Annotated in this window: 27 protein-coding genes; 24 read left to right on the top strand and 3 right to left on the bottom strand. The window is 57.1% G+C overall.

What is annotated here, in order from left to right:
• Positions 1-77 precede the first annotated feature (77 nt).
• Positions 78-1,013 carry an SUMF1/EgtB/PvdO family nonheme iron enzyme gene (locus tag HQL52_07100; protein MBF0369209.1) on the bottom strand — a complete coding sequence of 312 codons (936 nt, stop codon included), beginning with the start codon at positions 1,011-1,013 and terminating at the stop codon, positions 78-80.
• 485 nt (positions 1,014-1,498) lie between these two features.
• Between HQL52_07100 and HQL52_07095 the strand changes: the two genes are divergently transcribed.
• From HQL52_07095 to HQL52_07045, 11 genes are all read left to right on the top strand, one after another.
• Positions 1,499-2,290: an RNA methyltransferase gene (locus HQL52_07095; protein ID MBF0369208.1), complete on the top strand. Its 792-nt coding sequence runs from the start codon at positions 1,499-1,501 to the stop codon at positions 2,288-2,290.
• A 283-nt stretch (positions 2,291-2,573) separates the two neighbouring features.
• Positions 2,574-3,329, top strand: a complete 756-nt coding sequence (locus HQL52_07090) for a 16S rRNA (uracil(1498)-N(3))-methyltransferase (protein ID MBF0369207.1) — start codon at positions 2,574-2,576, stop codon at positions 3,327-3,329.
• Entirely contained in the window at positions 3,307-4,470 is a 1,164-nt protein-coding gene (hflK, locus tag HQL52_07085) for an FtsH protease activity modulator HflK (GenBank protein ID MBF0369206.1), read from the top strand. Before HQL52_07090 ends, hflK begins: the two co-directional genes overlap by 23 nt.
• Positions 4,471-4,472: 2 nt before the next feature.
• The gene (locus HQL52_07080) at positions 4,473-5,366 is read left to right on the top strand and encodes a protease modulator HflC (protein MBF0369205.1); all 894 of its coding nucleotides are present in this window, start codon (positions 4,473-4,475) and stop codon (positions 5,364-5,366) included.
• Positions 5,367-5,482: 116 nt separating this feature from the next.
• The gene (locus tag HQL52_07075) at positions 5,483-5,668 is read left to right on the top strand and encodes a DUF2065 domain-containing protein (protein MBF0369204.1); all 186 of its coding nucleotides are present in this window, start codon (positions 5,483-5,485) and stop codon (positions 5,666-5,668) included.
• A gap of 5 nt (positions 5,669-5,673) precedes the next feature.
• Positions 5,674-6,267, top strand: a complete 594-nt coding sequence (locus HQL52_07070; protein ID MBF0369203.1) for a DUF177 domain-containing protein — start codon at positions 5,674-5,676, stop codon at positions 6,265-6,267.
• Between the two features lie 17 nt (positions 6,268-6,284).
• Positions 6,285-6,464: a 50S ribosomal protein L32 gene (gene rpmF, locus HQL52_07065; protein MBF0369202.1), complete on the top strand. Its 180-nt coding sequence runs from the start codon at positions 6,285-6,287 to the stop codon at positions 6,462-6,464.
• A 313-nt stretch (positions 6,465-6,777) separates the two neighbouring features.
• Positions 6,778-7,794 (top strand): phosphate acyltransferase PlsX, encoded by a 1,017-nt coding sequence (gene plsX, locus HQL52_07060; protein MBF0369201.1) that lies wholly within the window; start codon positions 6,778-6,780, stop codon positions 7,792-7,794.
• An 8-nt stretch (positions 7,795-7,802) separates the two neighbouring features.
• Positions 7,803-8,792, top strand: a complete 990-nt coding sequence (locus HQL52_07055; GenBank protein MBF0369200.1) for a ketoacyl-ACP synthase III — start codon at positions 7,803-7,805, stop codon at positions 8,790-8,792.
• Between the two features lie 21 nt (positions 8,793-8,813).
• Positions 8,814-9,608 carry a hypothetical protein gene (locus tag HQL52_07050; protein ID MBF0369199.1) on the top strand — a complete coding sequence of 265 codons (795 nt, stop codon included), beginning with the start codon at positions 8,814-8,816 and terminating at the stop codon, positions 9,606-9,608.
• Positions 9,592-10,017: a hypothetical protein gene (locus HQL52_07045; protein MBF0369198.1), complete on the top strand. Its 426-nt coding sequence runs from the start codon at positions 9,592-9,594 to the stop codon at positions 10,015-10,017. Before HQL52_07050 ends, HQL52_07045 begins: the two co-directional genes overlap by 17 nt.
• A 44-nt stretch (positions 10,018-10,061) precedes the next feature.
• Here HQL52_07045 and HQL52_07040 read toward each other — a convergent pair whose 3' ends face one another.
• Positions 10,062-10,238, bottom strand: a complete 177-nt coding sequence (locus HQL52_07040; GenBank protein MBF0369197.1) for a hypothetical protein — start codon at positions 10,236-10,238, stop codon at positions 10,062-10,064.
• Between the two features lie 136 nt (positions 10,239-10,374).
• Between HQL52_07040 and HQL52_07035 the strand changes: the two genes are divergently transcribed.
• The 8 genes from HQL52_07035 to tolB all read left to right on the top strand — a co-directional run bounded on the left by HQL52_07035 (position 10,375) and on the right by tolB (position 16,545).
• Positions 10,375-10,992, top strand: coding sequence for a hypothetical protein (locus HQL52_07035; protein ID MBF0369196.1), 618 nt, complete (start codon positions 10,375-10,377; stop codon positions 10,990-10,992).
• A gap of 19 nt (positions 10,993-11,011) precedes the next feature.
• Positions 11,012-11,374 carry a hypothetical protein gene (locus HQL52_07030; GenBank protein MBF0369195.1) on the top strand — a complete coding sequence of 121 codons (363 nt, stop codon included), beginning with the start codon at positions 11,012-11,014 and terminating at the stop codon, positions 11,372-11,374.
• A gap of 131 nt (positions 11,375-11,505) precedes the next feature.
• The gene (gene ruvB, locus HQL52_07025) at positions 11,506-12,531 is read left to right on the top strand and encodes a Holliday junction branch migration DNA helicase RuvB (GenBank protein ID MBF0369194.1); all 1,026 of its coding nucleotides are present in this window, start codon (positions 11,506-11,508) and stop codon (positions 12,529-12,531) included.
• Positions 12,528-12,965: a tol-pal system-associated acyl-CoA thioesterase gene (gene ybgC, locus HQL52_07020; protein MBF0369193.1), complete on the top strand. Its 438-nt coding sequence runs from the start codon at positions 12,528-12,530 to the stop codon at positions 12,963-12,965. Before ruvB ends, ybgC begins: the two co-directional genes overlap by 4 nt.
• The gene (gene tolQ, locus HQL52_07015; GenBank protein MBF0369192.1) at positions 12,962-13,675 is read left to right on the top strand and encodes a protein TolQ; all 714 of its coding nucleotides are present in this window, start codon (positions 12,962-12,964) and stop codon (positions 13,673-13,675) included. Before ybgC ends, tolQ begins: the two co-directional genes overlap by 4 nt.
• Positions 13,675-14,100, top strand: coding sequence for a protein TolR (gene tolR / locus HQL52_07010; protein MBF0369191.1), 426 nt, complete (start codon positions 13,675-13,677; stop codon positions 14,098-14,100). The genes tolQ and tolR overlap by 1 nt, the downstream gene beginning before the upstream one ends.
• 4 nt (positions 14,101-14,104) lie before the next feature.
• A complete protein-coding gene (locus tag HQL52_07005) occupies positions 14,105-14,998 on the top strand; it encodes a TonB C-terminal domain-containing protein (protein ID MBF0369190.1) in 894 nt (297 codons plus the stop codon).
• Positions 14,999-15,258: 260 nt separating this feature from the next.
• The gene (gene tolB, locus HQL52_07000) at positions 15,259-16,545 is read left to right on the top strand and encodes a Tol-Pal system protein TolB (protein ID MBF0369189.1); all 1,287 of its coding nucleotides are present in this window, start codon (positions 15,259-15,261) and stop codon (positions 16,543-16,545) included.
• A 244-nt stretch (positions 16,546-16,789) separates the two neighbouring features.
• On the opposite strand, the gene HQL52_06995 is transcribed toward tolB, so the two are convergent.
• The gene (locus HQL52_06995; protein MBF0369188.1) at positions 16,790-16,921 is read right to left on the bottom strand and encodes a hypothetical protein; all 132 of its coding nucleotides are present in this window, start codon (positions 16,919-16,921) and stop codon (positions 16,790-16,792) included.
• Here HQL52_06995 and pal point away from each other — a divergent pair.
• From pal to ftsH, 5 genes are all read left to right on the top strand, one after another.
• Positions 16,898-17,377 (top strand): peptidoglycan-associated lipoprotein Pal, encoded by a 480-nt coding sequence (pal, locus tag HQL52_06990; protein MBF0369187.1) that lies wholly within the window; start codon positions 16,898-16,900, stop codon positions 17,375-17,377. The two genes, HQL52_06995 and pal, sit on opposite strands and share 24 nt — an antisense overlap.
• A gap of 23 nt (positions 17,378-17,400) precedes the next feature.
• Positions 17,401-18,477, top strand: coding sequence for a tol-pal system protein YbgF (ybgF, locus tag HQL52_06985; GenBank protein MBF0369186.1), 1,077 nt, complete (start codon positions 17,401-17,403; stop codon positions 18,475-18,477).
• Between the two features lie 61 nt (positions 18,478-18,538).
• Entirely contained in the window at positions 18,539-19,240 is a 702-nt protein-coding gene (gene queC / locus HQL52_06980) for a 7-cyano-7-deazaguanine synthase QueC (GenBank protein ID MBF0369185.1), read from the top strand.
• A complete protein-coding gene (gene tilS / locus HQL52_06975; protein MBF0369184.1) occupies positions 19,230-20,375 on the top strand; it encodes a tRNA lysidine(34) synthetase TilS in 1,146 nt (381 codons plus the stop codon). Before queC ends, tilS begins: the two co-directional genes overlap by 11 nt.
• 112 nt (positions 20,376-20,487) lie before the next feature.
• Positions 20,488-22,575, top strand: coding sequence for an ATP-dependent zinc metalloprotease FtsH (ftsH, locus tag HQL52_06970; protein MBF0369183.1), 2,088 nt, complete (start codon positions 20,488-20,490; stop codon positions 22,573-22,575).
• Positions 22,576-22,933: the final 358 nt, after the last annotated feature.

Below are 22,933 nucleotides of genomic sequence, written 5' to 3'. Positions count from 1 at the left end.
TGGAGGAATCATCCCTGAGGTTGACCCCGGGTGCGCCACCCAGACGATAGATCACCACCACCCAAATTTTCTCCCCGTCAGCTATCCCCTGGTTGGGCATTGGCAGGTACCAAACTTCCACCCGCCACTCCCAGCACCACCCGAAATCCGGCCACAGCCAGGGATTGGGGCATGCAAACCAGCTGTCCGACGTTGGGCATGGCGGTCCAGTCATCCTCACCCAATAGATAATAACCGCTGGGGCAGCTGGAACGGGACCACTCCCGAACCCCTCTCAATAACCGATCAAGGGGGGTATTGCGACCCATGGAAGGGTTGTCGTTAAAATGATGAATCACCGCAGCCCCCCACTCTTCCCGGGAGGGTAGTCGGTATTCACAGCCGGTTTGCTGGCTCAACCAGTCGGTATAGTCCCAGGCCCCTTCCCAAGAGACGCCACTGACATTCTGGGAGCCGGTATCGTGTCCTTGCCATTGGCGGCCAATACGCAAAAGACGCTCGCTTTTTTGGGAACCATCGGGTAAACGGCCCACAAAATCGACATAGCGTTTAAACTGCTCACGGGTGACCTCATGGCGCTGAATCAAAAAGGGGGTTTCGGTATGGACCCGCTCCAGGCCATGGGGTTTGAGATAGGGGGAAAGTCCGTTGGCATGATCCCCGGAGATAGCCAGCTCCCCTGCCGGAATTTGAGTCAAATCAGGATAGGCGGAACCATCATCATCCAGCAAAAGACACGATTTCCAAGGCAGATCCGCCACCTTGACCGGCTCCTTGGAATCTGACGGAAAAAACCACGAAATCCAACCCACCATGGGTAGCAAAAGACTCATGGAGACCCAGCCTTTGCGTCCCCCACGCCAAGATGGCTGCCACACGCTCCAAGCCTCTCGCCAACGGCCCGGAGCCAGCCCCGCTACCCCTGTGAACGATAAAGAGGAGCGGGTCATGACATCGGCGGGATACCGGCCCCGGGATCCACCTTTTTTGCGCTGGTGATTCAAGGTATTCAAAACCCTTTTCCGATCATTCCCACCACCCTGTTGCCCCCATAAGCTCGGGGCAAAACCTGCCGGATAAAGACTCTCCCAACCGGGGGAGTGCCGAAATCCACTATAAACGCCATTGTTTTGGCGACATTTTCATCTCTTGACCCGACCTGGAAAAACACCATCCGAGTGGTTACGCCGATGATCACAAAGAAGATTCCCAGTCAGCTATAATCATTCAAGGCCCTCTCAACCCATGGCAAAAGGTCCCCTGAAGGGTTATTTCCCTCCTTGCCGGATCTCGGGCTCAGGTATTACATTCAAGAATCGGGCCGATTTAATAGCCAATAAATCGGATCCGATTTTTTTAGAAAGACTGCCCGTTCCCTTTCCAAAAAAAACAGGACGCATTCGGGAAACGCCCCTTTTCTGGAAAAATCATCAAGGGGACAGACACCCTGAAAAACGGTATTGATTCAATCGACATCCCCCAACGGAGAGCCCCACTCTTGACCGACAGCGAAGCGACCCAAGCGACCCACCCCCCCCCCAAACCCGTCTTTATTTTGGATCGACCAGCCCATGGCGGCAACATTGGAGCGGCTCTCAGAGCCATGAAAAACATGGGATTGCAGGAGCTACGCCTGGTCTCCCCCCGACAATTCCCCCACGCCGATGTGGCCCAATTTGCCGCTGGCGCCAAAGACATGATCGGGGCTGTCCGGGTCTTTTCCAGTGTCAGCGAAGCGGTTGGGGATCTGAATTTTTTGGTCGCCACCTCCAACCGCCATCGGGGGCAGCGACAGGCGGTCTGGACCCCCCGACAGCTGGGGGAGCGGCTGGGAGAGGTGATGGCCCGCCCCGGCACCCGGGTGGGGGTTCTTTTCGGCACCGAGCGCGCAGGCCTTGAAACCATCGATGTGGAGCGGGCCGACGTGCTCTGCAACATTCCCACCGCCTCCAGCCACGGCTCCCTCAACCTGGCCCAGTCGGTGTTGGTGCTCTCCTATGAAATCATGATGGGGAGCCAGCTGGGGCAATCCTTCGCGTTTGACCCCACCCAGGGGGAAGTCCGGGCCCAGGCTCATGAGATGGAACGGCTGTTCAATCACATGGAAGAGTCTTTGACCGAGATTGAATTTCTCCAGGAAAAACAAAAACGCCACATGATGGGAAGCTTGAAGACCCTCTTCCACCGGGCCGCTATGGACAGCCGGGAAATTTCCATCATCCGGGGTATTCTGGCCGAAGCGGTTCGGCACAAACGTTTGGCTGAAAAACGCTTGACTGAAAAGGGATGAAACGACAAAACCACCTGACAGATCAGGGCTATATAGTAGATCTACCTCAGAATTGGATACTCTTCTCTGACTCGTCATCCCCGCGAAGGCGGGGATCCAGAGAGATAATCATAACTCTCAAGGAAAAACCGAATCTTCAGCAAGGTCGGTATTTTGTTGAAAGTGAAGCAAGATTTGGAAGGTTTCGTGCCAGACGCCCTGGATTCCCGCATTCGCGGGAATGACGCAAAAAGTGCAACGGCATATGTCCAATTCTTGATTCGAATGGCTATAGAGATCAGGAATGCAGAAATCAGGACTACAGGAGGGTGCCGTGATCCGTCTGGCCCGGGTTCCCGAACGCCTGGAGCAGGAGATTCCCCTGGCGCCCAACCAGGAGCCGCTTCTCAAAACCTGGCAGGCCCGGGTGGGAGAGGTGCTGACGGTGGTGGATCCGAAAGAAACTTTCTATCGGGGGAGAGTCTTGCCCGGATCGACCCATGTGCGCCCCTTTGAAAAAATGGCCCACTCCCCCGAGCCCCCCTTTCCCCGGCGACTTTGCCAGGCCATTCCAGACAGGGAGCGGATGATCTGGATCGTGCAAAAAGGGGTGGAATTGGGGGTTACCGACATTCAACCCCTGCTCACCGAGCGGGCCAACACGGCGGCTGACCAGGCCCCCCGGCAGGATAAATCCGCCACCTGGCCCAAAGTGGCCCTGGGTGCGGCCAAGCAGTGCCGCCGGGCCATCATTCCCCCTGTCCACCCCCCCGCCCCCTTGGAAGAGGTACTGACCGCTGGTGGGAATAATAACGAAATGAAGCTCTTTCTGGATTGGCATGGGGAACCAATTATGGGCGTGTTGGATCAGATGGGTGGTTGTGCGGTAAGTCTCTTTGTGGGGCCGGAAGGGGGATTAACTCCTGAAGAAACCGATAGTTTACGGAAAGCTGGCGGGATCGGGGTTTCCCTCGGTTTTCGCCTGCTCCGCACTGAAACGGCGGCTCTGGGAGCCCTTGCCCTGATGATGGCAGCGGATGGAGCCTTTACTCAGGGATAAAGCTGTAAGAATATTGGTACTGTTTTGGCTTAAGTGGTTAGCGACTTTGGAGGAGGACGAAATGCCCATGAATCACAACGGGGGCGGACAAGGACCTTGGGGACAAGGTCCACAACCCCAACCGCCGGATATGGAAAAGGTCATTCAGATGGCCCGGGAACGGTTTGGGGGGAAGGTACCCGACGGAAAAAAAATATGGTCCCTGCTGATATTGGTCGTCCTTTTGGTCTGGATGGGCTTCTCTTCTCTCTATATCGTCGGCCCCGACGAGCAGGGGGTGGTGATCCGATTCGGTAAGTTTGTCGATACCACCGGGCCAGGGCTGCACTTTAAGCTCCCCTACCCCATCGAAAACGTCTACCGCCCCAAGGTGACCCAGGTACAGCGTATCGAAATTGGATATCGCACCCGGGGTCGTAATTCCGTGGATGTGGAAGCTGAATCCCTGATGCTGACCGGTGATGAAAATATCATCGATATCGATCTCAGCGTGCAATATCGCATCAAGGACGCAGCCAATTTTCTCTTTAACGTCCGCAATCCTCCCCGGGATCCCCACCTCGTGGTCCGCAACGCCACCGAATCCGCCATCCGGCAGGTGGTGGGACGCAACTCCATCGACGAGGCCCTGACCACGGGTAAGGAAAAGATCCAAAACGCCACCAAAACCACCATGCAGGCGACTCTCGATGCCTATAAGAGCGGCATTCAGATCATGGCGGTGCAGCTCCAGCAGGTGGCGCCCCCTCAAGAAGTGGTCAAAGCCTTCAAGGATGTGGCGAGCGCCCGGGAAGACCGGGAAAGAACCATCAACGAATCCCAAGGTTACGCCAACGACATTCTGCCCAAAGCCAAGGGTGAGGCGGCCCAGCAGATCCAGCAGGCTGAAGGTTACAAAGCCAGTAAAGTGGCCCGGGCCGAAGGTGACGTTAACCGCTTCCTGGCACTTTTGACCGAATACAACAAAGCCAAACACGTCACCTGGACCCGACTCTATCTGGAAACCATGGAAGAGGTGCTGGCCGACGTGAACAAAGTGATCATTTCCCCCAATTCCTCCAACGGCTTGCTCCCCCTGATGCCCGTGGGTCAGCAGGCCACCGGGCTACCCGGATTTGTTGGTAAGGGAGGTGTGCGATGAATATGCGCGTCGTCAATTCCGCTGGACCCAGTCCCGACAAAACCAAAGCCCTGGGGCTGCTGGCTGTCGCCGTTATCATGGTCCTCTCCATGTCCGTCTACACCGTCCATCAGGTAGAGCAGGCTCTGGTGGTGCTCTGGGGTAATCCCCGCCGGGTGGTCGTTGAGCCGGGACTGCACTTTAAAATCCCCCTCTTTGAAGAGGTCTACACCTTCGACAACCGGTTGCTGGTCTTTGACCAGGATCCACAAGAGGTGCTCTCCTCGGACAAGAAAAACCTGAAAGTGGACAACTATGCCCGCTGGCGCATCGTCGACCCCCTGAAACTCTATCAAACCGTGCGCAACGAAACCGGGGCCATCTCCCGCCTCAACGACATCATCTATTCGAACCTGCGGGAGGTTCTGGGTCAATACACCATGATGGAGATCGTCGCCGGAGCCCGGTCGGACCTGATGGTGATGATGCGGGACGGGGCCAATCAGCAGGCGCAGCAGTATGGCATCGAGATCATGGATGTTCGCATCAAGCGCACCGACCTGCCAGTGGAAAACTCCAAGGCGGTCTTTCGCCGCATGCAGACCGAGCGTGAGCGGCAAGCCAAGCAATACCGCGCCCAGGGTGAAGAAGAGGGTGTGAAGATTCGCTCCCGGGCTGACCGGGAACGGGAGATCATTCTCGCCGAAGCCTACAAGGAAGCTCAGCAGATTCGCGGTGCCGGTGATGCCGAGTCCGCGGGAATCTATGCCCACGCCTATCGCCAAAACCCTGAATTTTATCAGTTCAGGCGCACCTTGGAAGCGTATGGCAAGGCCCTGGCCAAAGACACCACCGTGGTGTTGGAGCCCAAAGGCTTTCTCCAATATCTCAACAGCCCTGGCGCAGCTCCCCCTTGAAGCCAGAATAAAAACACCTCTCCCCCCAGGTCGACACACTCCTGGGGGGAGTAAGGATGCTTCCATATCCGAAAAAACAAAGCTTCCATACCCCCAGGGATAGAGTATAAAAACAGGTGACAGATTTTATAACCGCTTTGGGCCTGGTGCTCATTTTGGAGGGGATTCCCTACTTTCTCGCACCAGGCCAGATGCGCCAATGGGTGATCAAAATCGCCGAATTGCCGGATCATCTGTTGCAGAGAACCGGTTTCGCCCTTATGTTCCTGGGTCTTGTGGTGGTTTATCTAGCCAGGGGATAGGGGACGTGAGCGAATCCACAACCGAGCTGATGGAACAAAACAACAGTCGGGATCTATCGGATCTGACCCTGGAAGTGGAAGGTAAGCGGGCCAAATCGTGGCGGATAGTGGGCATGATTCCCGCTGGCAAGCTCGAAAATGTACCCGAGGCTGAAATGGTGGAGGTGGATCTCACCGCCAATCGGCTGGATAACCTGGTAAGGGTGCGCGGCAAGCTGGAAAGCAGGGTGCGGACACCTTGCAGCCGCTGCCTGGAAAGTTTTGCTCATCCTCTTGAGGTGGATGTGACCTGTGACTATCGACTGGGTCTGGATCCAAACATCACCCCGGGGGAGCGCCAGATAGAAGATGATACGGTTTTTTTGACCGATGGCCGCCTGGTCCTGCAACGATTGGTGGCTGAAGAGTTGCTGCTGGATATGCCCATCACCCCTCTGTGTCAGGCCGATTGTCATGGACTCTGTCCAGGGTGCGGGATCAATCTGAACCACCAGGGGTGTGGTTGTGCGACCCCTGCCGAAGCCAGCGGGCCATTCGCTGGGCTTAAAAAGCTGATTTCCGACAAACAAGGGTCCGACCAACAAAACGACCCGAAATAGAAGAGGTTTTTAGAACCATGGCAGTCCCCAAGAAAAAAATAGCCAAAGCCAAAACCATGAGCCGCCGCTCCCACAACGCCTTGAAGGCCCCCAGCCTTTCCACCTGCTCCAACTGTCAGGAGCCCCGCATGCCCCACCGGGTCTGCCCCAAATGTGGCTGGTACAACAACCGCGAAGTGGTGGAACTGGAAGATTGACCGGCATTCCAGCCTGAAATATATCGGGCTGGATATGGACGCTCTATCGACTGACGTTGGCAAGCCTGCCGGCTGGACCCGGAAAGCATACCGGCTGGCATGAGGACTATTTCAACTGCCGTCGCCCTTTGAACGGCAAGATCTTCTGCTGCCCGATGCTGGGCTGCCAAGCGTCCGGATAGAGTGACCGCAATTAGAGTCGGCAGAAGAATCAAGGAGCACCCTCCAGATGAGCCGGAACAGGATGGGGGCTCTTTATTAGGAATGGGTAACGGATAAAGGTTGAACGCGTGATATTCAGGACCCCCTTGCCGTGACGATCACCATCGCCCTGGATGCCATGGGCGGGGATCACGCCCCCCGTGCTGTGATTGACGGCGCGCTCCTGGCTGAAAAACGCAACCCAAAGGTGCAATTTATCCTGGTGGGTCAGGAAGAGGCCATCCATAAAGAGCTGGATCAGGCTGGCGTTGCCCGGGACCGGTTCGGCATTCGCCACGCAAGCCAAGTGGTGGCCATGGATGAAAAACCGGCCACGGCCATGCGCACCAAACGGGACTCCTCCATTCGGGTGGGGGCCAACATGGTCAAAAGCCGGGAGGTGGATGCGTTGGTCTCATCCGGCAATACCGGCGCTTTGATGGCCATCGCCAGATATGTTTTAAAGACCCTCCCCGGCATTGATCGCCCTGCCATCGCCTCCATCGTACCCTCCATTCCCGGTAAAACCCTGATGCTGGATCTGGGTGCCAACGTTGATTGCAGCGTTGACCATCTCTGTCAGTTTACCCTCATGGGCCGAGTGTTTGCTGAATCCTATTGGGGAATGGATAACCCCCGTATCGGGCTGCTCAATATTGGTGAAGAGGAGATGAAGGGCAACGAGGTGGTGCGCCAGGCAGGTGAAATATTGAAGCAGACGGAAAAATTTTTTATCGGTAACGTCGAAGCCACCGATGTTTTTCTGGGTGGGGTGGATGTGGTGGTGTGCGACGGCTTTGTCGGCAACGTCAGCCTCAAGACCGCTGAAGGTGTCGCCAAGATGCTGAGCCATTTTTTGAAAGAGGCCTTCGGTCAATCCCTGCTCTCCAAAATCGGCTATCTTTTTGCTGCCCCGGCTCTGAAAAAATTTCGCTCCCGGGTAGACCCCCGAGAGTACAATGGCGCGCTGCTTTTGGGGCTGAACGGGGTGGTGGTCAAAAGCCACGGTGGAGCGGATGGTTTGGCTTTTTCCACAGCCATTCAGACGGCCGTCAAACTGGCCACCCATCAAGTGACCGATAAAATCCGGCAAAACGTCATTCCCATGCAAGAGGCGGAAAAAAAATAATGGATCGAATTCCTGTCCGCATCATCGGCACCGGCTCCTACCTGCCTGAAAAGCGCCTGACCAACCAGGAACTGGCGAAAATGGTAGATACTTCCGACCAGTGGATCCGCACCCGCACCGGCATCAGCGAGCGACGCATTGCGGCGGAGGGGGAGTTTACTTCGGATCTGGCGGTCAAGGCCTCTGAGGCCGCCCTGGAAGCGGCGGGTCTCACTCCCAACGATCTCGATCTCATTCTGGTCGCTACCGCCACCCCGGATTTGGTTTTTCCAGCGACAGCAACCATCGTCCAGGAAAAATTGGGGGCAAACAAAAGTCAGATACCTGCTTTTGACATTCAAGCGGTCTGCTCCGGTTTTATCTATGCCTTGAGCGTTGGCGAAAAATTTATTCTCTCCGGCACTTGCAAGCGGGTATTGGTGATTGGCGCCGAAACATTTTCCCGTATTGTCGACTGGACCGACCGGGGCACCTGTATTCTCTTTGGAGATGGGGCTGGTGCTGTTATCCTGGAAGGAGGAGGTGAAACGGGTCACGGTATTCTCTCCACCCATATTCATGCGGATGGGGCTTATCGGGATCTTTTAAAATCCTCTGGTGGCGTCTCGGCTGGTCGGGGGCCTGAAATCGATCCCCGGGTGAGTGGCGTCGCCTCCGTACAGATGAAGGGCAACGAGGTCTATAAACAGGCGGTCAAGGTGTTGGAAGGGTTGGTGGATCAGACCCTCTCGGCCAATGGCCTGGATAAATCAGACCTGGACTGGCTGGTTCCCCATCAAGCCAACATTCGCATTATCGAAAGCACCGCCAAACGCTTGGGGATGTCCATGGCTCAGGTGGTGGTGACAGTCAATCAACACGGCAACACGTCGGCTGCGAGCGTCCCTCTGGCCTTGGACACGGCTGTTCGGGATGGTCGCATCCAACCGGGACAACTCCTGCTTCTGGAAGCCTTTGGCGGTGGCTTCACCTGGGGGTCTGCCCTGGTCCGCTGGTAAATTGACCTGTGGGAGTTCCGTATGAGTCAGGTTCCTCAAAAAAGCCTGGATCGGGCGATCGAACGATTTGCCGAAATTTGGGGTCAATTCTGGGACGATCCCGGCTATATTCCCTCCGAGTTTGAGCTGCGGCTGTTTGAAAGAGAAGCCCAAAAAGCCCTGAAAAACGATCCTGGCCAGGCCAACGCCCTTTTGGGGGGAGTGGCTGTCCTCAGGCGGGATCCCAAAACCATGATGCGCTGTTATTCCCAGGCACTGCATCACGACCACACCACGGGATCCAACCATTACAACTATCTCGCCGCACTCTCCCAGTTTGGTGCTTTTCCCAAAGGATTGGCCCTCACCAAACAACTCCTGGCCCTGGACAACTCCAACCCGCTGTTTTTGCAAGGATGCCTGCTAACGGCCTTGGGTGCCGGTCGTTTTCAGGAAAGCCTCCGCTTTGGCCAGCAATGGCAAGCCCTGAATCCGGATAAATCTATACACGGAATTGAAACACATCACGAAATTATTGATTTTCTCACATCTCACGACATCACTGACCAGGATGTGGAGCACTACCTCTCCCCCATTTTTTCCTTGTTCTGGGAGCGGGGGGTCTTGGTTTTTGATGTCCGTCCCACGCTCCATTTTGAGGAAAATGAAGGCTGGGTCAGCCTGAAGTATGTTCTCAGAGCCACAGTGGAGGAATCGGTCGAACTGGGATGGGAAGCCAACAACAGATTGGGGCTGGATGAAAGATCAGAAAAAATTTTTCGCTATGTGACACCAGATTTTGTGGGGGTGGTGCCGGATAATGGGAATAACGCCTGAAGAATTTCTTGAAAGTGGCCGGATTCTCCTGCAAAAAAAAGAGGAAGTCGACCACCGTAACGCAACCAGTCGGGCCTATTATGGGGCCTTTCACGCCTGCCGTAACCTGGCACGCAGATTGGGCCTGGATATCCGTGGCAGTGGCGGCATGGGAAGCCATCGCGCCTTGGTCAACGCCTTGTTTGGTTTCACTGTTGCCAACAATTCTGCCATTGAACCCAAACAGATCAATCAAATCAGAAATGCTGGAAAACAACTCTCTCCCCTTATTAGCAAACGGCATGAAGCAGATTATGATCTCGACCGGGAGCATCTCCTGAACGAAGCCCGTCATGTCGTCAGCAGCAGCAGTAAAATCATGGCTCAGGTAGAAAAAATCCTCACCACCCTGCCCTGCCCCACCAAATAAAAAAGATCATGGCCCCCTTCCCACTCCCATTGAACCCCTGCCAATCAATCATCCCAGATCCGGCGGTTGGGCATATGTAGCTGCTGTAGGCTGTTGGTTTGTATGGTGAATTTTTGGGAGTCGTGGTGATCTGATTGGTCATGAGGCTTTTTCCCGATTTGCTTGAACGGATCAAGAGGCTGCGGATCGTGTGCACGCCCAACTGCCGGATCCAGGATCATGCCCCATCCCCTCACTTTTTCCCTTATTCCACACCTTTTTGGAATGCAATATCCCCTTTGCTTGCGTGCCTTTGATTGTGTTAGAGTTTTTGTGGATTCTCCTTCCTTCAAGGGGTGTTCGGGGGCCTCCTGATACATGTTAGCCGATCAAGTCATCACATCCAGCCTGACCCGGGAAATCCTGCGTGGGGTATTGGAAGCTTTGGGAAAACGACACGCCGTGGGCGTGCCGGAGCTGAGTTACGAGCTGATGAAACAGCTGGGGGGAGCCTTGGCTGGAGGGGCGCTGGCCTTTGTGGGTGGTCTCGCCGAAACACCCAAAAATCCGCAAAAACTCAAAAAATTTTTATCCGCCTACCTGTCAGCCCCGGAAAGTGTCGCGGAAATTTCCAAGCTCCTGGATCCCGGACTTGAGATCATCGACAAGCCGACCCTCACAGCCTTTTTTTTCCAGATACTGCCAGAAGATATCGACAGCTCTTTCGATCCCGAAACAGTCACGGCAGCCTGGGATCGGTTTTTGAGTGCCTTTTCCTTCCGCTCCCGCCAAGCCCCCGAGCTTCAGGCCTTTTTGCGGGCGAGCTTTGAGGCTGCCAGCTTCCGGGAAATGAGCGATATCAGTGGTCTGCTCGATCAACTGGAGCAGGAACTCAATCAGGTCCAAACCGAAGAAGACCGACTCACCGATGCCATTGATCGCTATTCCGGGGATCTGGACGGCTATCGACGTTGGGCGACCTCTTTTTCAGCATGAACGATAGCGGGAGCGATCCATGTCCCAAGGGGTAAGGGAAAATCTGGCTGATCTGGCCCAAAAGATGGCCGATCTTTACAAGGCCCTGGTGGCCAATGCCACCCGTTTTGACGGCTTGAGAGAGCACACCCGGGAATCCATCGCCGCCTTCCAGCGTCTTTTGGAACGCCAGGATGATAAAATCAACCGCCTGGAGCGGGAGCGGATCAAGTCTGAATCGGAAATGACCGCTCGCATCAGCGCCCTGGAAGCGCGTCTGGAAGCTTTAAGCGAACAGGCCCTCCACGCCGCAGCCCAAGAGGCGGCCCGAACCATCATGGCAGAACGCATTGAGGTACCAGCCAAAATCGCCCATAAGAAAAAAGGCAAAAAGAACAAATAGCCCACCATAGCCACCCAAAGAACATGTAACGCCCTCCTGGACCACGGATCGGCCAGGAATTCGCCAGACCGGTATCAACATCTTCAACAAACCGGAACGGCCCAAACCTTAAGGAGCAAGGCCAAGCCCGGATGGATAGGGATCAAGATCGCCTGATCGATGCTGAACCAGAGCCCGGTGAACAACTCATCGAAAAGGGGCTACGCCCCCGGGAGCTGGATGAATTTATCGGCCAGATAAAACTCAAGGCCAATCTGACTGTCTTTCTCAATGCCGCCAAGGCCCGGGGAGAGGCGTTGGATCATACCCTCCTCTATGGCCCACCAGGCCTCGGCAAAACCACCCTGGCCCAGATCATCGCCATGGAGATGGGGGTGGGGTTGCGCACCACTTCCGGCCCCATTATCGAAAAAGCCGGGGATCTGGCCGCCCTTCTCACCAACCTGGATCAGAGGGATGTGCTGTTTGTCGATGAGATCCACCGTTTGAGCCCGGCCGTGGAGGAGATTCTCTATCCAGCCATGGAGGATTATCAGCTGGACATCATGATTGGCGAAGGGCCATCGGCCCGCTCCATCAAGATCGACCTGCCCTCCTTTACCCTGGTGGGGGCCACCACCCGGGCGGGCATGTTGACCAGCCCCCTGCGGGATCGTTTCGGCATTCTCTCCCGGATGGAATTTTATACCTCGGAGGAGCTGGCCGAAATTGTCAGGCGCTCGGCGGTGATTCTCAACGTCGAACTGGACGATTCCGGAGCCGGAGAGATCGCCCGCCGCTCCAGGGGCACCCCCCGCATCGCCAATCGGCTGCTCAAGCGGGTCAGGGATTTTGCCCAGGTGTTGGGGCCGGGTAAAATCGACCGGGCGCTGGCGGACAAGGCGTTGGGGCTGTTGGAAGTGGATGAGATTGGTCTGGACCATATGGACCGGCGTCTGCTCACCACCATTATCGACAAATTTGGTGGCGGTCCCGTGGGTCTCGACACCCTTTCCGCCGCCATCGGTGAAGAGCGGGATACCATCGAAGATGTCATCGAACCCTATTTACTTCAGGAAGGGCTGCTCGACCGCACCCCCCGGGGGCGTCGAGCCACCCGTGGAGCCTACCTCCATCTGGGTCGGGAAGCCCCCATGCAGCAAGGAACCTTTTTATGACCGAAACAAACACGACCAAAACACCTTTTCTTTGGCCCGTTCGTGTCTATTATGAAGATACCGATACGGCGGGGGTGGTTTATCATGGCAATTATCTGAAATACATGGAGCGTGCCCGCACCGAATGGCTGCGGCATCGGGGCTGGGAGCAGGAGTCGGGATTTCAGGAAACCGGCGTTCGCTTTACCATCACCCATGTGGATATCGCCTTCAAAGCCCCGGCACGTCTCGACGATCATCTCATCGTCACCGCCCAGGTCATCCGCCTGGGGGGAGCCAGCCTCACCTTGGAACAGCTGATCCATAAGGAAGGCAGCGATGAGATAATTACCCAGGCCGAGGTGCGTATTGCCGTGGTGGATGGGGATTTCCGTCCCACCCGTTTTCCCCCGGCGCTTTTATCCCGAATCACCAACCAACGGGAAACCCCATGAACGAAGCCCTGAATACACACTCCATATGGGATCTTATTGCCCAGGCCGGACCCGTCGTCCAGCTGGTGATGCTCTCCCTGCTGGTGGCCTCCATCGTCTGCTGGGCGATCATTCTCGACAAATGGCGACGCTTTCGCCGGGTCACCCGGGAAGCCGAAGCTTTCGAAGAGCGGTTTTGGAGCGGCGGCAGCGTTGCCCAGCTGTTCAAAACCGCCGGTCGGGAGTGGCCCAACTCCCCTGTAGTGACGGTTTTTACCACCGGCTATCAGGAGTGGAAGCGGTGGGAGAGCGGCGAGCGCATTCTCACCCCGCGCCTGGGGGGGAATGGCGATCTCCTACCCAATGTCCGCCGGGCCATGACCGTGGCCCTGAACCGGGAGATCGACATTCTGGAGCGGGGGCTGACTTTTCTCGCTACGGTAGGCTCCACCAGCCCCTTCATCGGCCTGTTTGGGACGGTTTGGGGCATCATGAACGCTTTCAGGGGGCTTGCCGGAGCCAAAACCACCACGCTGACCATGGTGGCACCCGGTATCGCCGAGGCCTTGATCGCCACCGCCATGGGGCTGGTTGCCGCCATTCCGGCGGTGATCGCCTACAACAAATTTGCCGCCGACCTGCGCCGGGTACATCAAAAACTCGATAACTTCGGTGCGGAATTTTTAAATATTTTGGAGCGGCAAACCTCCCGTGGCAAAGGACGATCCTGATGGGTATGGGAACCAATCTGAGTGGCCAGGGATCCGACCGTTTTCGGGTCATGGGGGAGATCAACGTCACCCCCCTGGTAGACATCATGCTGGTGCTGCTGATCATCTTTATGGTGGCGGCCCCCCTCATGACCCAGGGGGTGGAGGTGGATCTCCCCGATGCCGAGGCCAAACCGCTGCCTTCGGAAGTGGAGCCTCTGGTGGTTTCGGTCAAGCGGGACGGCAGCACCTATATCGAGGAGCGCCCCGTATCGGCCCAGGAGCTGGCTGCCAAGATCAAACTGATCCGAGGCAACAACCCCAATCTGCTGGTGTATGTCCGGGGAGACGATCAGGTCTCCTATGGTACGATCATGACCGTGATGTCCCAACTGCAACAGGCCGGCGTGGATAAGGTCGGACTGGTTACCGAGCCCGAACGCTGACGGCATGTTTGCCCGCTCCACATTGATCTGGTCCCTGGCTGCCCACACCCTTTTTCTGGCTGTGGCCTTTTTCGCGCCTGCGCCCCATTTCAAGCCGGAAATCACCCCGGTGATGACGGTGAGTCTGGGCCCTCTGCCGGACAAACCCCCACCTCAGGCACAAGCCCCGGTTCCTGCCCCCAAGGTGGACCCCCCAGCGCCCAAGAAGGTTGAGCCTCCGCCTGCGGCCAAGGCCCCTCCCCCGCCGCCTCCACCCGAGCCCATCGCCCGGCCAGAAGCGATACCGCCACCGCCTTCCAAGCCGGAGCCCAAAAAAATCAAACCGGTTGAAAAGCCCAAGCCAAAGGCCAAGGCCAAGCCTGCGCCAGCCCCCAAGGCCACGCCCAAAGCCAAGCCCAAGGCCAAGCCCAAAGCGAAACCCAAAGAGGTCGCCAAAAAACCGGATCCACCAGCGCCCAAAGTGGAAACAGCCGCTCAAAAGCCGAAGCCCAAGAAAAAAGAGCCTTCCGGCTTTGATCTGGCCAAGGCCATTGCCAAGCATACCCCGGGAGCCAAGACCACCAGCGCCACCAATGCCACCTCCCTCCCCTTGAGTGCCCCCCGGGCCTCCCGGCTGGAGATCGCCATGTGGCAAAAGACCATCCAGACCCGGGTGCGGGACAACTGGAACAAAAAGGGGGGATTTTTAAATGAAGCGGATCTGGCGGTGACGGTCCATGTACGGGTGGGGCCGGACGGCACCTTGAAATCTCCCCGGGTGGTGGGCTCTTCGGGCAACAAAACCTTCGATGCCTCGGTGCTGCGCGCCATTCGCAAAACCACCAATTTATCCGCCCCTCCCCGGGGGTGCATGGAGTGTCGGGAGCTGGTTTTCACCTTCCGTCCCGAACCCGACTGAGTTTGATGTCACCCATGAATCAAACCGATGGGCTCTCCCTTTTCCCATACCGGCCACCGTTCAGCAGCAAAAAGAGGGCGGATTTCCCTGAAAGCGCCTTGGCTCCCTTGGGCTTGGTGGGCTATCGTTACCAGGTCTCTTGTGTGATTGCTCACTCGAAAAGTTGAGGAAAAATGGTCCATTTTTATCCATTTCCAGGGCACACCACCCGACCAGGATCCACTACCCGGCTAAGCGGGATACTCTTCCGGTTGATGGTGATGTGTGCCGTTCTTGGAGCCATCCATCCCGCTCAGGCGGGGTTACAGATCGATATCACCAAGGGGGGGCAGCAGGCGATTCCCATTGCCCTGCCGGTGATCATCAACCTGGGGGCTGACGGAACCCCCCAGGCCGCTGATCAAAAAAGCCGCGCCATCACCCAGGTGATTGCCGACGATCTGGGCCATTCCGGGCTCTTTCAGCTGAAGGATCCGGGGGGATTTCTCCAGGATTCCACCTCCCTGTGGCGCATGGGGCCCCGCTACCGGGATTGGCGGCTGATCGGCTCCGAAGTGCTGATTTATGGGGCAATCAAGAAGGAAAACAAGCAGCTTGCGGTCAATTTTTTCATCCACGATGTCTTTCAGGGAAATATGCTGGGCAAGGGCAAACGCTTTACAGCTCCCCTGGAGGATTGGCGCCACGTGGCCCACCGGGTGGCGGATGAAATCTATACCCGGGTGACGGGGGAAAAGCCCTATTTTACCTCCCGAATCGCCTTTATCGCCCAGAAGGGTCAAAACAAATGGCTGGCGTTGATGGATCAGGACGGGGCCAACCGGATTGATTTGACCAAGGGCAAATCCCTGGTGTTGACTCCCCGCTTTTCTCCGGATGGCAAGCGGCTTTTTTATCTCTCCTACGAAACCGGCATGCCCCGGATTTTTCGTTGGGATCTTTATACCGGCAAGCGCTATCAACAGGGCAACTATAAAGGGCTCAACAGCGCCCCCTCCTGGTCTCCGGACGGTCGCAAGATGGCCATGACCCTCACCAAGGACGGCAACTCCGAAATTTATATTCGGGATCTTAAAAACAAACGGCTCACCCGCCTCACCAAACACCGGGGCATCGATACCTCTCCCTCCTGGTCTCCGAAAGGATCCCGAATCGTCTTCAACTCCAATCGGGCGGGCTCTCCCCAGCTTTATGTGATGGACTCCGATGGCGGCAACCCCCAACGGATCACCTTTGATGGCCGCTACAACGCCGCCCCCTCCTGGTCTCCCCGGGGAGATAAAATCGCCTTTGTCAAAGGGGGCAGCGGCCATTTTCGCATCGCCACCACCGATCCCGAAGGCCGCCACACCAAAGTATTGACCAACTCCTGGATGGATGAATCCCCCACCTGGTCCCCCAATGGTCGGGTGATCCTCTTCTCCCGACAAAATGGCAACCACACTCGACTTTACACCATCGATCTCACGGGCCATAATGAGAGGCTGGTGCCATTGGAAAAAGGCCTGGATGGGTCAGACCCCTCCTGGTCACCCTTGATCCGCTGATGACCAGCGGTGAGAGCATGTCACCATGGATGCGTTAACGACACCCGGTGGCCGCTTTGTCACCTTGGATTTACAATAACACCAGATGCTCGACCCAACGGGTTGCAATACCGGTTTGGTTCCTTCAAAAGAAGGCTATGGGAGCATCGGACTCGATGATGTCAAACTGTCAGAATGATTTCAGTATCACCTTAATTTGGGAGCGTTCGGAATGAATCGTACGGGATTTTTGCTGGCAGCCGTATTATCCCTGGGAGTCTTGGGCGGGTGCGGAGACATTCCGAAAAAGGGACCCGACCCGGCCCCACAACCCTCTGGCGAGGGTGGCTGGGAAGAGAGCGGTGGCACCTCGATGGATCGCTATGACGGCAGTCAACAGTATGACCAGGATGGCCACCCCATCGATCCCTACTCGGGTAGCGAATCAAACATCGATGGTCCTGACGGTACCGGCGGCACCTATGCCGAAGGGGGGCTGGGCTATGGGGAACCCCTCACCTCTGAGCCGGAACATCGGATCCACTTTGATTTCAACTCTTCCCAGGTCACACCTGAAGCCCAGGCCATTCTGAGCCTGAACGTTCAGTGGATCGCCGGGCAGCAGGTGGAAAAAGTGATCGTCGAGGGGCACTGCGATGAGCGGGGCACCCGGGAATACAACCTGGCCCTGGGGCAGGAGCGCGCCGAATCCGTCAAGCGGGCGCTGGTTGCCCTGGGAGTGGATGAAACCCGTATCCAGACCATCTCCTACGGCAAGGAGCGGCCTCTGATGCACGATCACAACGAATTCGCCTGGGATAAAAACCGCCGGGCTGAAATCGTCCTGCAATAGTTTAACCGGGTTTGGAGAGGTCCATGGCAAATCCGGGTCGATTGATGTCGAAGGGTGGCAACGAGGCCTCTCTGCTGCCCGAGAAAAAGGCAATTCAGGATGGAATGGTGACAATCTCCCCTGCAACGACGGGCAGAGGCTGGCTGGCTTTCATCCCACGGCAGCTGGTATTGACTCTCATGGTGTTGCCTTTGGGGTTGATGCTGACCAGCTGCGTGGGGGCACCTCCCCCTGAGGAGGCCGCTGACCCAGCCCCTGCGGCCAAAAAACAGCCTCCCCCCCTCTCCCCTCTCGAGCGCAAGGTGGTGCAGCTCGACCGCCAGGTCACGGATCTGAAACGTAAAAACGAAGCCGACCGCAAACAGCTCGCCGGGCTCAACCAGCAGCTTGTCAATCTGGGCAAGGAGGTGGATCAGTTACGGGGCAGCCTGGAAGTGGTGCAGCACGATAACAAGCGCCTGACCGAAAACCTGGCTGATCTGGAAGAGGAGCGTTCAAGCTCCCCACCCCCCTCCACCCGCTATAGTGAACCCACACAGCCCGTCATCATAGGCGACACCACCCAACCGACCCAATCGGTGATGGTCACCACACCCATACCTGCCCAGCAAAACACACGAACCACCACACCGGTCCAGTCGAAGCAGCCAGCCAAAACCGTCCAAAAAGCCCCGGCCCTGCCACCCATTCCAGATACGCCACCGGCCACGACCACCCCCCGGGAGGTGTATGACCAAGCCTTTTCCCGCATCAAAAGCCTGCAATACGATCAGGCATTGGTGGAGTTCAACTCTTTCCTCAAGTGGTATCCTGATGATCCCCTGACCGATAACGCCCAATACTGGGTGGGAGAGATCTATTATGTTCAGGGCCACTTTCAAGACGCCTTGAAAGCCTTCGGTGAAGTGCTCACCCGCTGGCCTGCCAGCGACAAGGTGCCTGGAAGCCTGCTCAAAATCGGCTTTTCCTTCTATGAGCTGAACGACGTGGCCAACTCCCGGGCCACCCTGGACCTCCTGGTCAAGGATTATCCCAGCTCCCCGGCGGTGCCCAAAGCCAAGCAAAGGCTCAAGCTCATTGATGCCAAAATGGGCAACTAATCAGGCTGTCGTACGGCTTTCCGGCACGCTCCAAAACAGGTCAAAGGCTTAAAGGGCATCCATGCCAAAATGGGCCGACAAAAAGGCCGTCGTGTTGGTTTCAGGGGGTCTGGATTCCGCCACCTGCCTGCACATCGCCCAGGCGGATGGATTTGAAATCCACACCTTGAGCTTTCGCTACGGCCAGCGCCACCTTGGGGAGATTGCAGCCGCCTCCCGGTTGGCTCAACGCATCGGGGCGACCTCCCACCTCATCCTGGATCTCAACCCGGAACTCCTGGCAGGCTCGGCTTTGACCGGTGGCCCTGGCGTTCCCAAAGAGGGGTTGTCCGAGGGAATCCCAGTAACCTATGTCCCGGCCCGCAACACGGTTTTTCTCTCCATGGCCCTGGCCCGAGCGGAAATATTAGGGGCTTACGATCTGTTTATCGGGGTCAATGCCGTAGACTATTCCGGCTATCCGGATTGCCGCCCGGCTTTTATCGAAGCCTTCGAAAAATTGGCCAATCTGGCCACCCGTGAGGGGATCAGTGGCCGCCCCTTTCGGATTCATGCCCCATTGATCCAGCTCACCAAAGCGCAAATTATCGAGCGGGGTCTCGCCCTGGGGGTCGATTATGGCCTCACCCGCTCCTGCTACGATCCGGATGTTGGGGGAGCGGCCTGCGGTTTGTGCGATAGCTGCCGACTGCGCCTGGCCGCCTTCCACACCCTTGGAATTCCCGATCCGGCTCCCTATCGGACCCTTCCCGATGCCGGATGAGCTGAACGCCGGGGAGAGTGACGACCGACCTCAACAGGAAGCATCTGGTTCTGAGAAGCACTTTCCCGGGACCGATAAGAACCACTCCCCCCAGGAACTCCCAGTCGCCCCCCGGACTCTAACCCCCAAAGAGGTCGCCGCCCTGGAGCGCCATTTTTTCAAGACTGCCAAACCGCTGCTGGGCTCCCCGCCCCGACTGGTGATGGGGGTGTCCGGGGGGAGCGATTCCATGGCCCTGCTCCATCTGGTGATCCAAAGCGGTCTGGTAACCCCGGATGAGAGCCTGGTAGCCCATTTTGATCATGGACTGCGGGCGGAATCTGCCCAAGAGGCCGAATTTGTGGCCAAGAGTGCAGCCGACCTCGGGGTGCGCTGCCTGATTGAAAGGTGGCAGGGGAACACCCCACCCGGCAACCTGCAAGCCCAGGCTCGGGAGGCCCGGTATCGTTTTTTAGTGACCACGGCCCGCCACTTCAACGCGCCCTGTATCGCTACCGGCCACCATCAGGACGATCAGGGGGAGACCTTTCTCGACCGCTTGATGCGGGGGGGCGGTGTCACCGGTCTGTCGGCCATGCCCACCCGGCGCACCCTGGCTCCTGGCATCGACCTGATCCGGCCATTGCTGGGTTTTACCAAAAAGGCACTGATTCGATGGTTGCAGAGCCACCCCCACCCCTGGCGGGAAGATCCCAGCAACCGGGAGACCACCTACCGCCGTAACCGTATTCGCCAGGAGTTGATTCCTGCCCTGGAAAAAACCGGCATGCCCCATCCCAATGCCACCCTGGCCAGCGTCGCCACGGCCATGGGACGGGCGGACCAGGCCCTGGAATGGATGTTGCAGAGCCTTTGGCCACAACTGGAGCCGAAAATTCACCCGGATGGCAGCCTTGAAATCAGCTATGATGGTCTGAAAAAGTGGCCCCCGGAGCTGATTTTAAGAGCCCTTATTCGCTCTCATAAACAGCTCACCCAAGCCCCTCATCCCCCGGGATTGCGAGCCAGAGAGGGATTTTTGCACCTGCTTGATGACCCTCGCAAGCGTTGGTCCATGCGCATGCAGGGCTTGGCCATCCAACGACTGGGATCGGTGATCCGCTTTCACCCAACCCGGCAAGCCCCACGGAAATAAAGTGGACATCGTGACGCTTTTAAACGCCGGCCTTACGGAAAGAAGATGGGAACCGTTGAACTTTTTATAGGAATTTCCTATCTTGTAAGGTTGATACCAAATGCTCACCGGGATGGGTTCTTGCCATCCCTCACTGTCAAAAAAAATCTCCGGGAGTCGTTTGTTGAACGGATTTTATAAAAACCTGTCCCTCTGGCTGGTGATCGGCCTGCTGCTGATCATGTTGTTCAATCTTTTTAATCAGCCCACCGCCCGGAATCAACCCATCACCTTTTCCGATTTTCTGTATCAACTGGATCAGGGTGAAATAACCGATGTCACAGTCCAAGGGCGCCATCTGAGCGGTATATATACCAATGGCACCCCCTTTGCGACCTATACCCCGGATGATCCCGACCTGATGCGCATGCTGCGGGAAAAAAAGGTCAACATCACCGCACGGCCTCCGGAAGAGACCCCCATCCTCCTGACGCTGCTCATCTCCTGGTTTCCGATGTTATTACTCATCGGTGTCTGGATATTTTTCATGCGGCAGATGCAATCCGGGGGGGGACGCGGAGCGATGTCCTTCGGCAAATCCAAGGCACGCATGCTCTCCGACCAGCACACCAAGGTCACCTTTGCCGATGTAGCGGGTATCGACGAGGCCAAGGAAGAGCTTCAAGAGGTGATCCAATTCCTCAAAAATCCGCAAAAATTCCAACGCCTCGGGGGGAAAATTCCCAAGGGAGTGCTGCTGATCGGGCCTCCGGGAACGGGTAAAACCCTGCTCGCCCGGGCTATTGCCGGGGAGGCCAACGTGCCTTTCTACAATCTATCCGGCTCGGACTTTGTGGAAATGTTTGTGGGTGTAGGTGCTGCCCGGGTGCGGGATATGTTTGAACAGGGCAAGAAAAACGCCCCCTGCATTATCTTTATCGATGAAATCGACGCGGTAGGCCGTCATCGTGGCGCGGGCTTGGGGGGTGGACACGACGAGCGTGAGCAGACCCTCAATCAACTCCTGGTGGAGATGGATGGCTTTGAATCTGCTGATGGCGTGATCCTGGTAGCCGCCACCAACCGCCCGGATGTGCTGGATCCCGCCCTTCTGAGACCGGGCCGCTTTGACCGTCAGGTGGCGGTACCCAATCCGGATATTTTGGGCCGCACCCAGATTCTCCGAGTGCACATGAGCAAAGTGCCGATCGCTGAAAGCGTCAATCCTGAGGTGATTGCACGGGGTACGCCGGGCTTTTCCGGGGCCGACCTGGCCAACCTGGTCAACGAAGCCGCTCTGGGGGCAGCGCAGCTCGACAAAAAACTGGTGGATATGGAAGACTTTGAGACAGCCAAAGACAAGGTCATGATGGGCAAGCCCCGCAAATCTGCTATCATTTCCGACTCCGAACGCCGTACCACCGCCTTCCACGAAGCCGGACACACCGTGGTTGCCTGCGTGCTGCCGGATACTGACCCGGTCCATAAAGTGACCATTATCCCCCGGGGCCGGGCGTTGGGGCTTACCATGCAGCTCCCCACCGAAGATCGCCACACCTACTCCAAATCCCAGCTGGAAAACAACATTGCCATCCTGATGGGTGGACGACTGGCTGAAGAGTTGGAACTCAACCAGCTCACCACCGGTGCCGGTAACGACATCAAACGGGCCACCGACATCGCCCGCTCCATGGTGTGCGAATTCGGCATGAGTGAAACCCTGGGTCCCCTCACCTTTGGCGACAAAGAGGAGGAAATTTTTCTGGGCCGGGAGATCACCCAAAACCGAACCATTTCCGAAACCACTGCCCGCACCATTGATGAAGAAGTCCACGCCATCATCAACCGCAACTATCTCAAGGCCAAACAGATCATCATCGACCAGGCGGACATTCTCCGCACCATGTCCCAGGCTCTCCTGGACAAGGAATCCCTGGACGGTGAAGAGGTTGCGGCCCTGATGAAGGGACTGCCCCCGGAAGAAGCCCTGAAACCGGTGATTCCGAGCAAGCCCAAAAACGCCACAGAGAGCGACGGTGACGCCGCCAACACGGACGCCGCCACCGACAGCCCATCTGCAGCAGAGAGCTCCTCTGATGATGACAGCAGCCTGGATAGCGCCGACAGCTCGGTCGACACACCGGCCTCCCAGGATGATTCAGGGAACGATACCTCCCCTGAGGATCCCGACTCCCCATCCAGGCCTGCCAACGATCCATGACCGTCCGCGTCTTTTTGGAGCCGCTGACCGGGGGAGCTTTTGCCGGGCGCAGCCTCACGGCCCCTGCCCTGCCCCCCAACGAACGCCTCTGGCAGTTGCGTATTTTGGGGTGGTTGCCCCAGTGGCACGACCTGCCGCCGCCGGGGATGACCGTGTTGGCGGAGGGTGACCGGAGTGAAATAAAGGGCCTGCTCTCCCAAGGGGGGCTGCTGGCTTGGCTCACCCAACTGGATCGCAGCGCAGCCAAAGGGGCTGGCGAAAAAATCCGTACCGCACTCGCAAACCATACCGCCCCCCCTCATCGCTATGGCTGGGGGGATAATCCACGCTGGCAGCTGGATTTTAGTCGGCCTCTGAT

The organism is Magnetococcales bacterium (assembly GCA_015232395.1).
Taxonomy (GTDB): Bacteria; Pseudomonadota; Magnetococcia; order Magnetococcales; family JADFZT01; genus JADFZT01.
This window is presented reverse-complemented; position numbering and strand designations above follow the sequence as displayed.

Coding starts and splice junctions, on each gene's coding strand:
- HQL52_07035 (MBF0369196.1), top strand. CDS start 10,375: ATGTTAGCCGATCAAGTCATCACATCCAGCCTGACCCGGGAAATCCTG.
- queC (MBF0369185.1), top strand. CDS start 18,539: ATGCCAAAATGGGCCGACAAAAAGGCCGTCGTGTTGGTTTCAGGGGGT.
- hflK (MBF0369206.1), top strand. CDS start 3,307: ATGGAGCCTTTACTCAGGGATAAAGCTGTAAGAATATTGGTACTGTTT.
- HQL52_07030 (MBF0369195.1), top strand. CDS start 11,012: ATGTCCCAAGGGGTAAGGGAAAATCTGGCTGATCTGGCCCAAAAGATG.
- rpmF (MBF0369202.1), top strand. CDS start 6,285: ATGGCAGTCCCCAAGAAAAAAATAGCCAAAGCCAAAACCATGAGCCGC.
- HQL52_07045 (MBF0369198.1), top strand. CDS start 9,592: ATGGGAATAACGCCTGAAGAATTTCTTGAAAGTGGCCGGATTCTCCTG.
- HQL52_07040 (MBF0369197.1), bottom strand. CDS start 10,238: ATGATCCTGGATCCGGCAGTTGGGCGTGCACACGATCCGCAGCCTCTT.
- ybgF (MBF0369186.1), top strand. CDS start 17,401: ATGGCAAATCCGGGTCGATTGATGTCGAAGGGTGGCAACGAGGCCTCT.
- tolR (MBF0369191.1), top strand. CDS start 13,675: ATGGGTATGGGAACCAATCTGAGTGGCCAGGGATCCGACCGTTTTCGG.
- HQL52_07050 (MBF0369199.1), top strand. CDS start 8,814: ATGAGTCAGGTTCCTCAAAAAAGCCTGGATCGGGCGATCGAACGATTT.
- ybgC (MBF0369193.1), top strand. CDS start 12,528: ATGACCGAAACAAACACGACCAAAACACCTTTTCTTTGGCCCGTTCGT.
- tolB (MBF0369189.1), top strand. CDS start 15,259: ATGTGTGCCGTTCTTGGAGCCATCCATCCCGCTCAGGCGGGGTTACAG.
- tolQ (MBF0369192.1), top strand. CDS start 12,962: ATGAACGAAGCCCTGAATACACACTCCATATGGGATCTTATTGCCCAG.
- ftsH (MBF0369183.1), top strand. CDS start 20,488: ATGGGTTCTTGCCATCCCTCACTGTCAAAAAAAATCTCCGGGAGTCGT.
- HQL52_07090 (MBF0369207.1), top strand. CDS start 2,574: ATGCAGAAATCAGGACTACAGGAGGGTGCCGTGATCCGTCTGGCCCGG.
- ruvB (MBF0369194.1), top strand. CDS start 11,506: ATGGATAGGGATCAAGATCGCCTGATCGATGCTGAACCAGAGCCCGGT.
- tilS (MBF0369184.1), top strand. CDS start 19,230: ATGCCGGATGAGCTGAACGCCGGGGAGAGTGACGACCGACCTCAACAG.
- pal (MBF0369187.1), top strand. CDS start 16,898: ATGGATCGCTATGACGGCAGTCAACAGTATGACCAGGATGGCCACCCC.
- HQL52_07005 (MBF0369190.1), top strand. CDS start 14,105: ATGTTTGCCCGCTCCACATTGATCTGGTCCCTGGCTGCCCACACCCTT.
- HQL52_07080 (MBF0369205.1), top strand. CDS start 4,473: ATGCGCGTCGTCAATTCCGCTGGACCCAGTCCCGACAAAACCAAAGCC.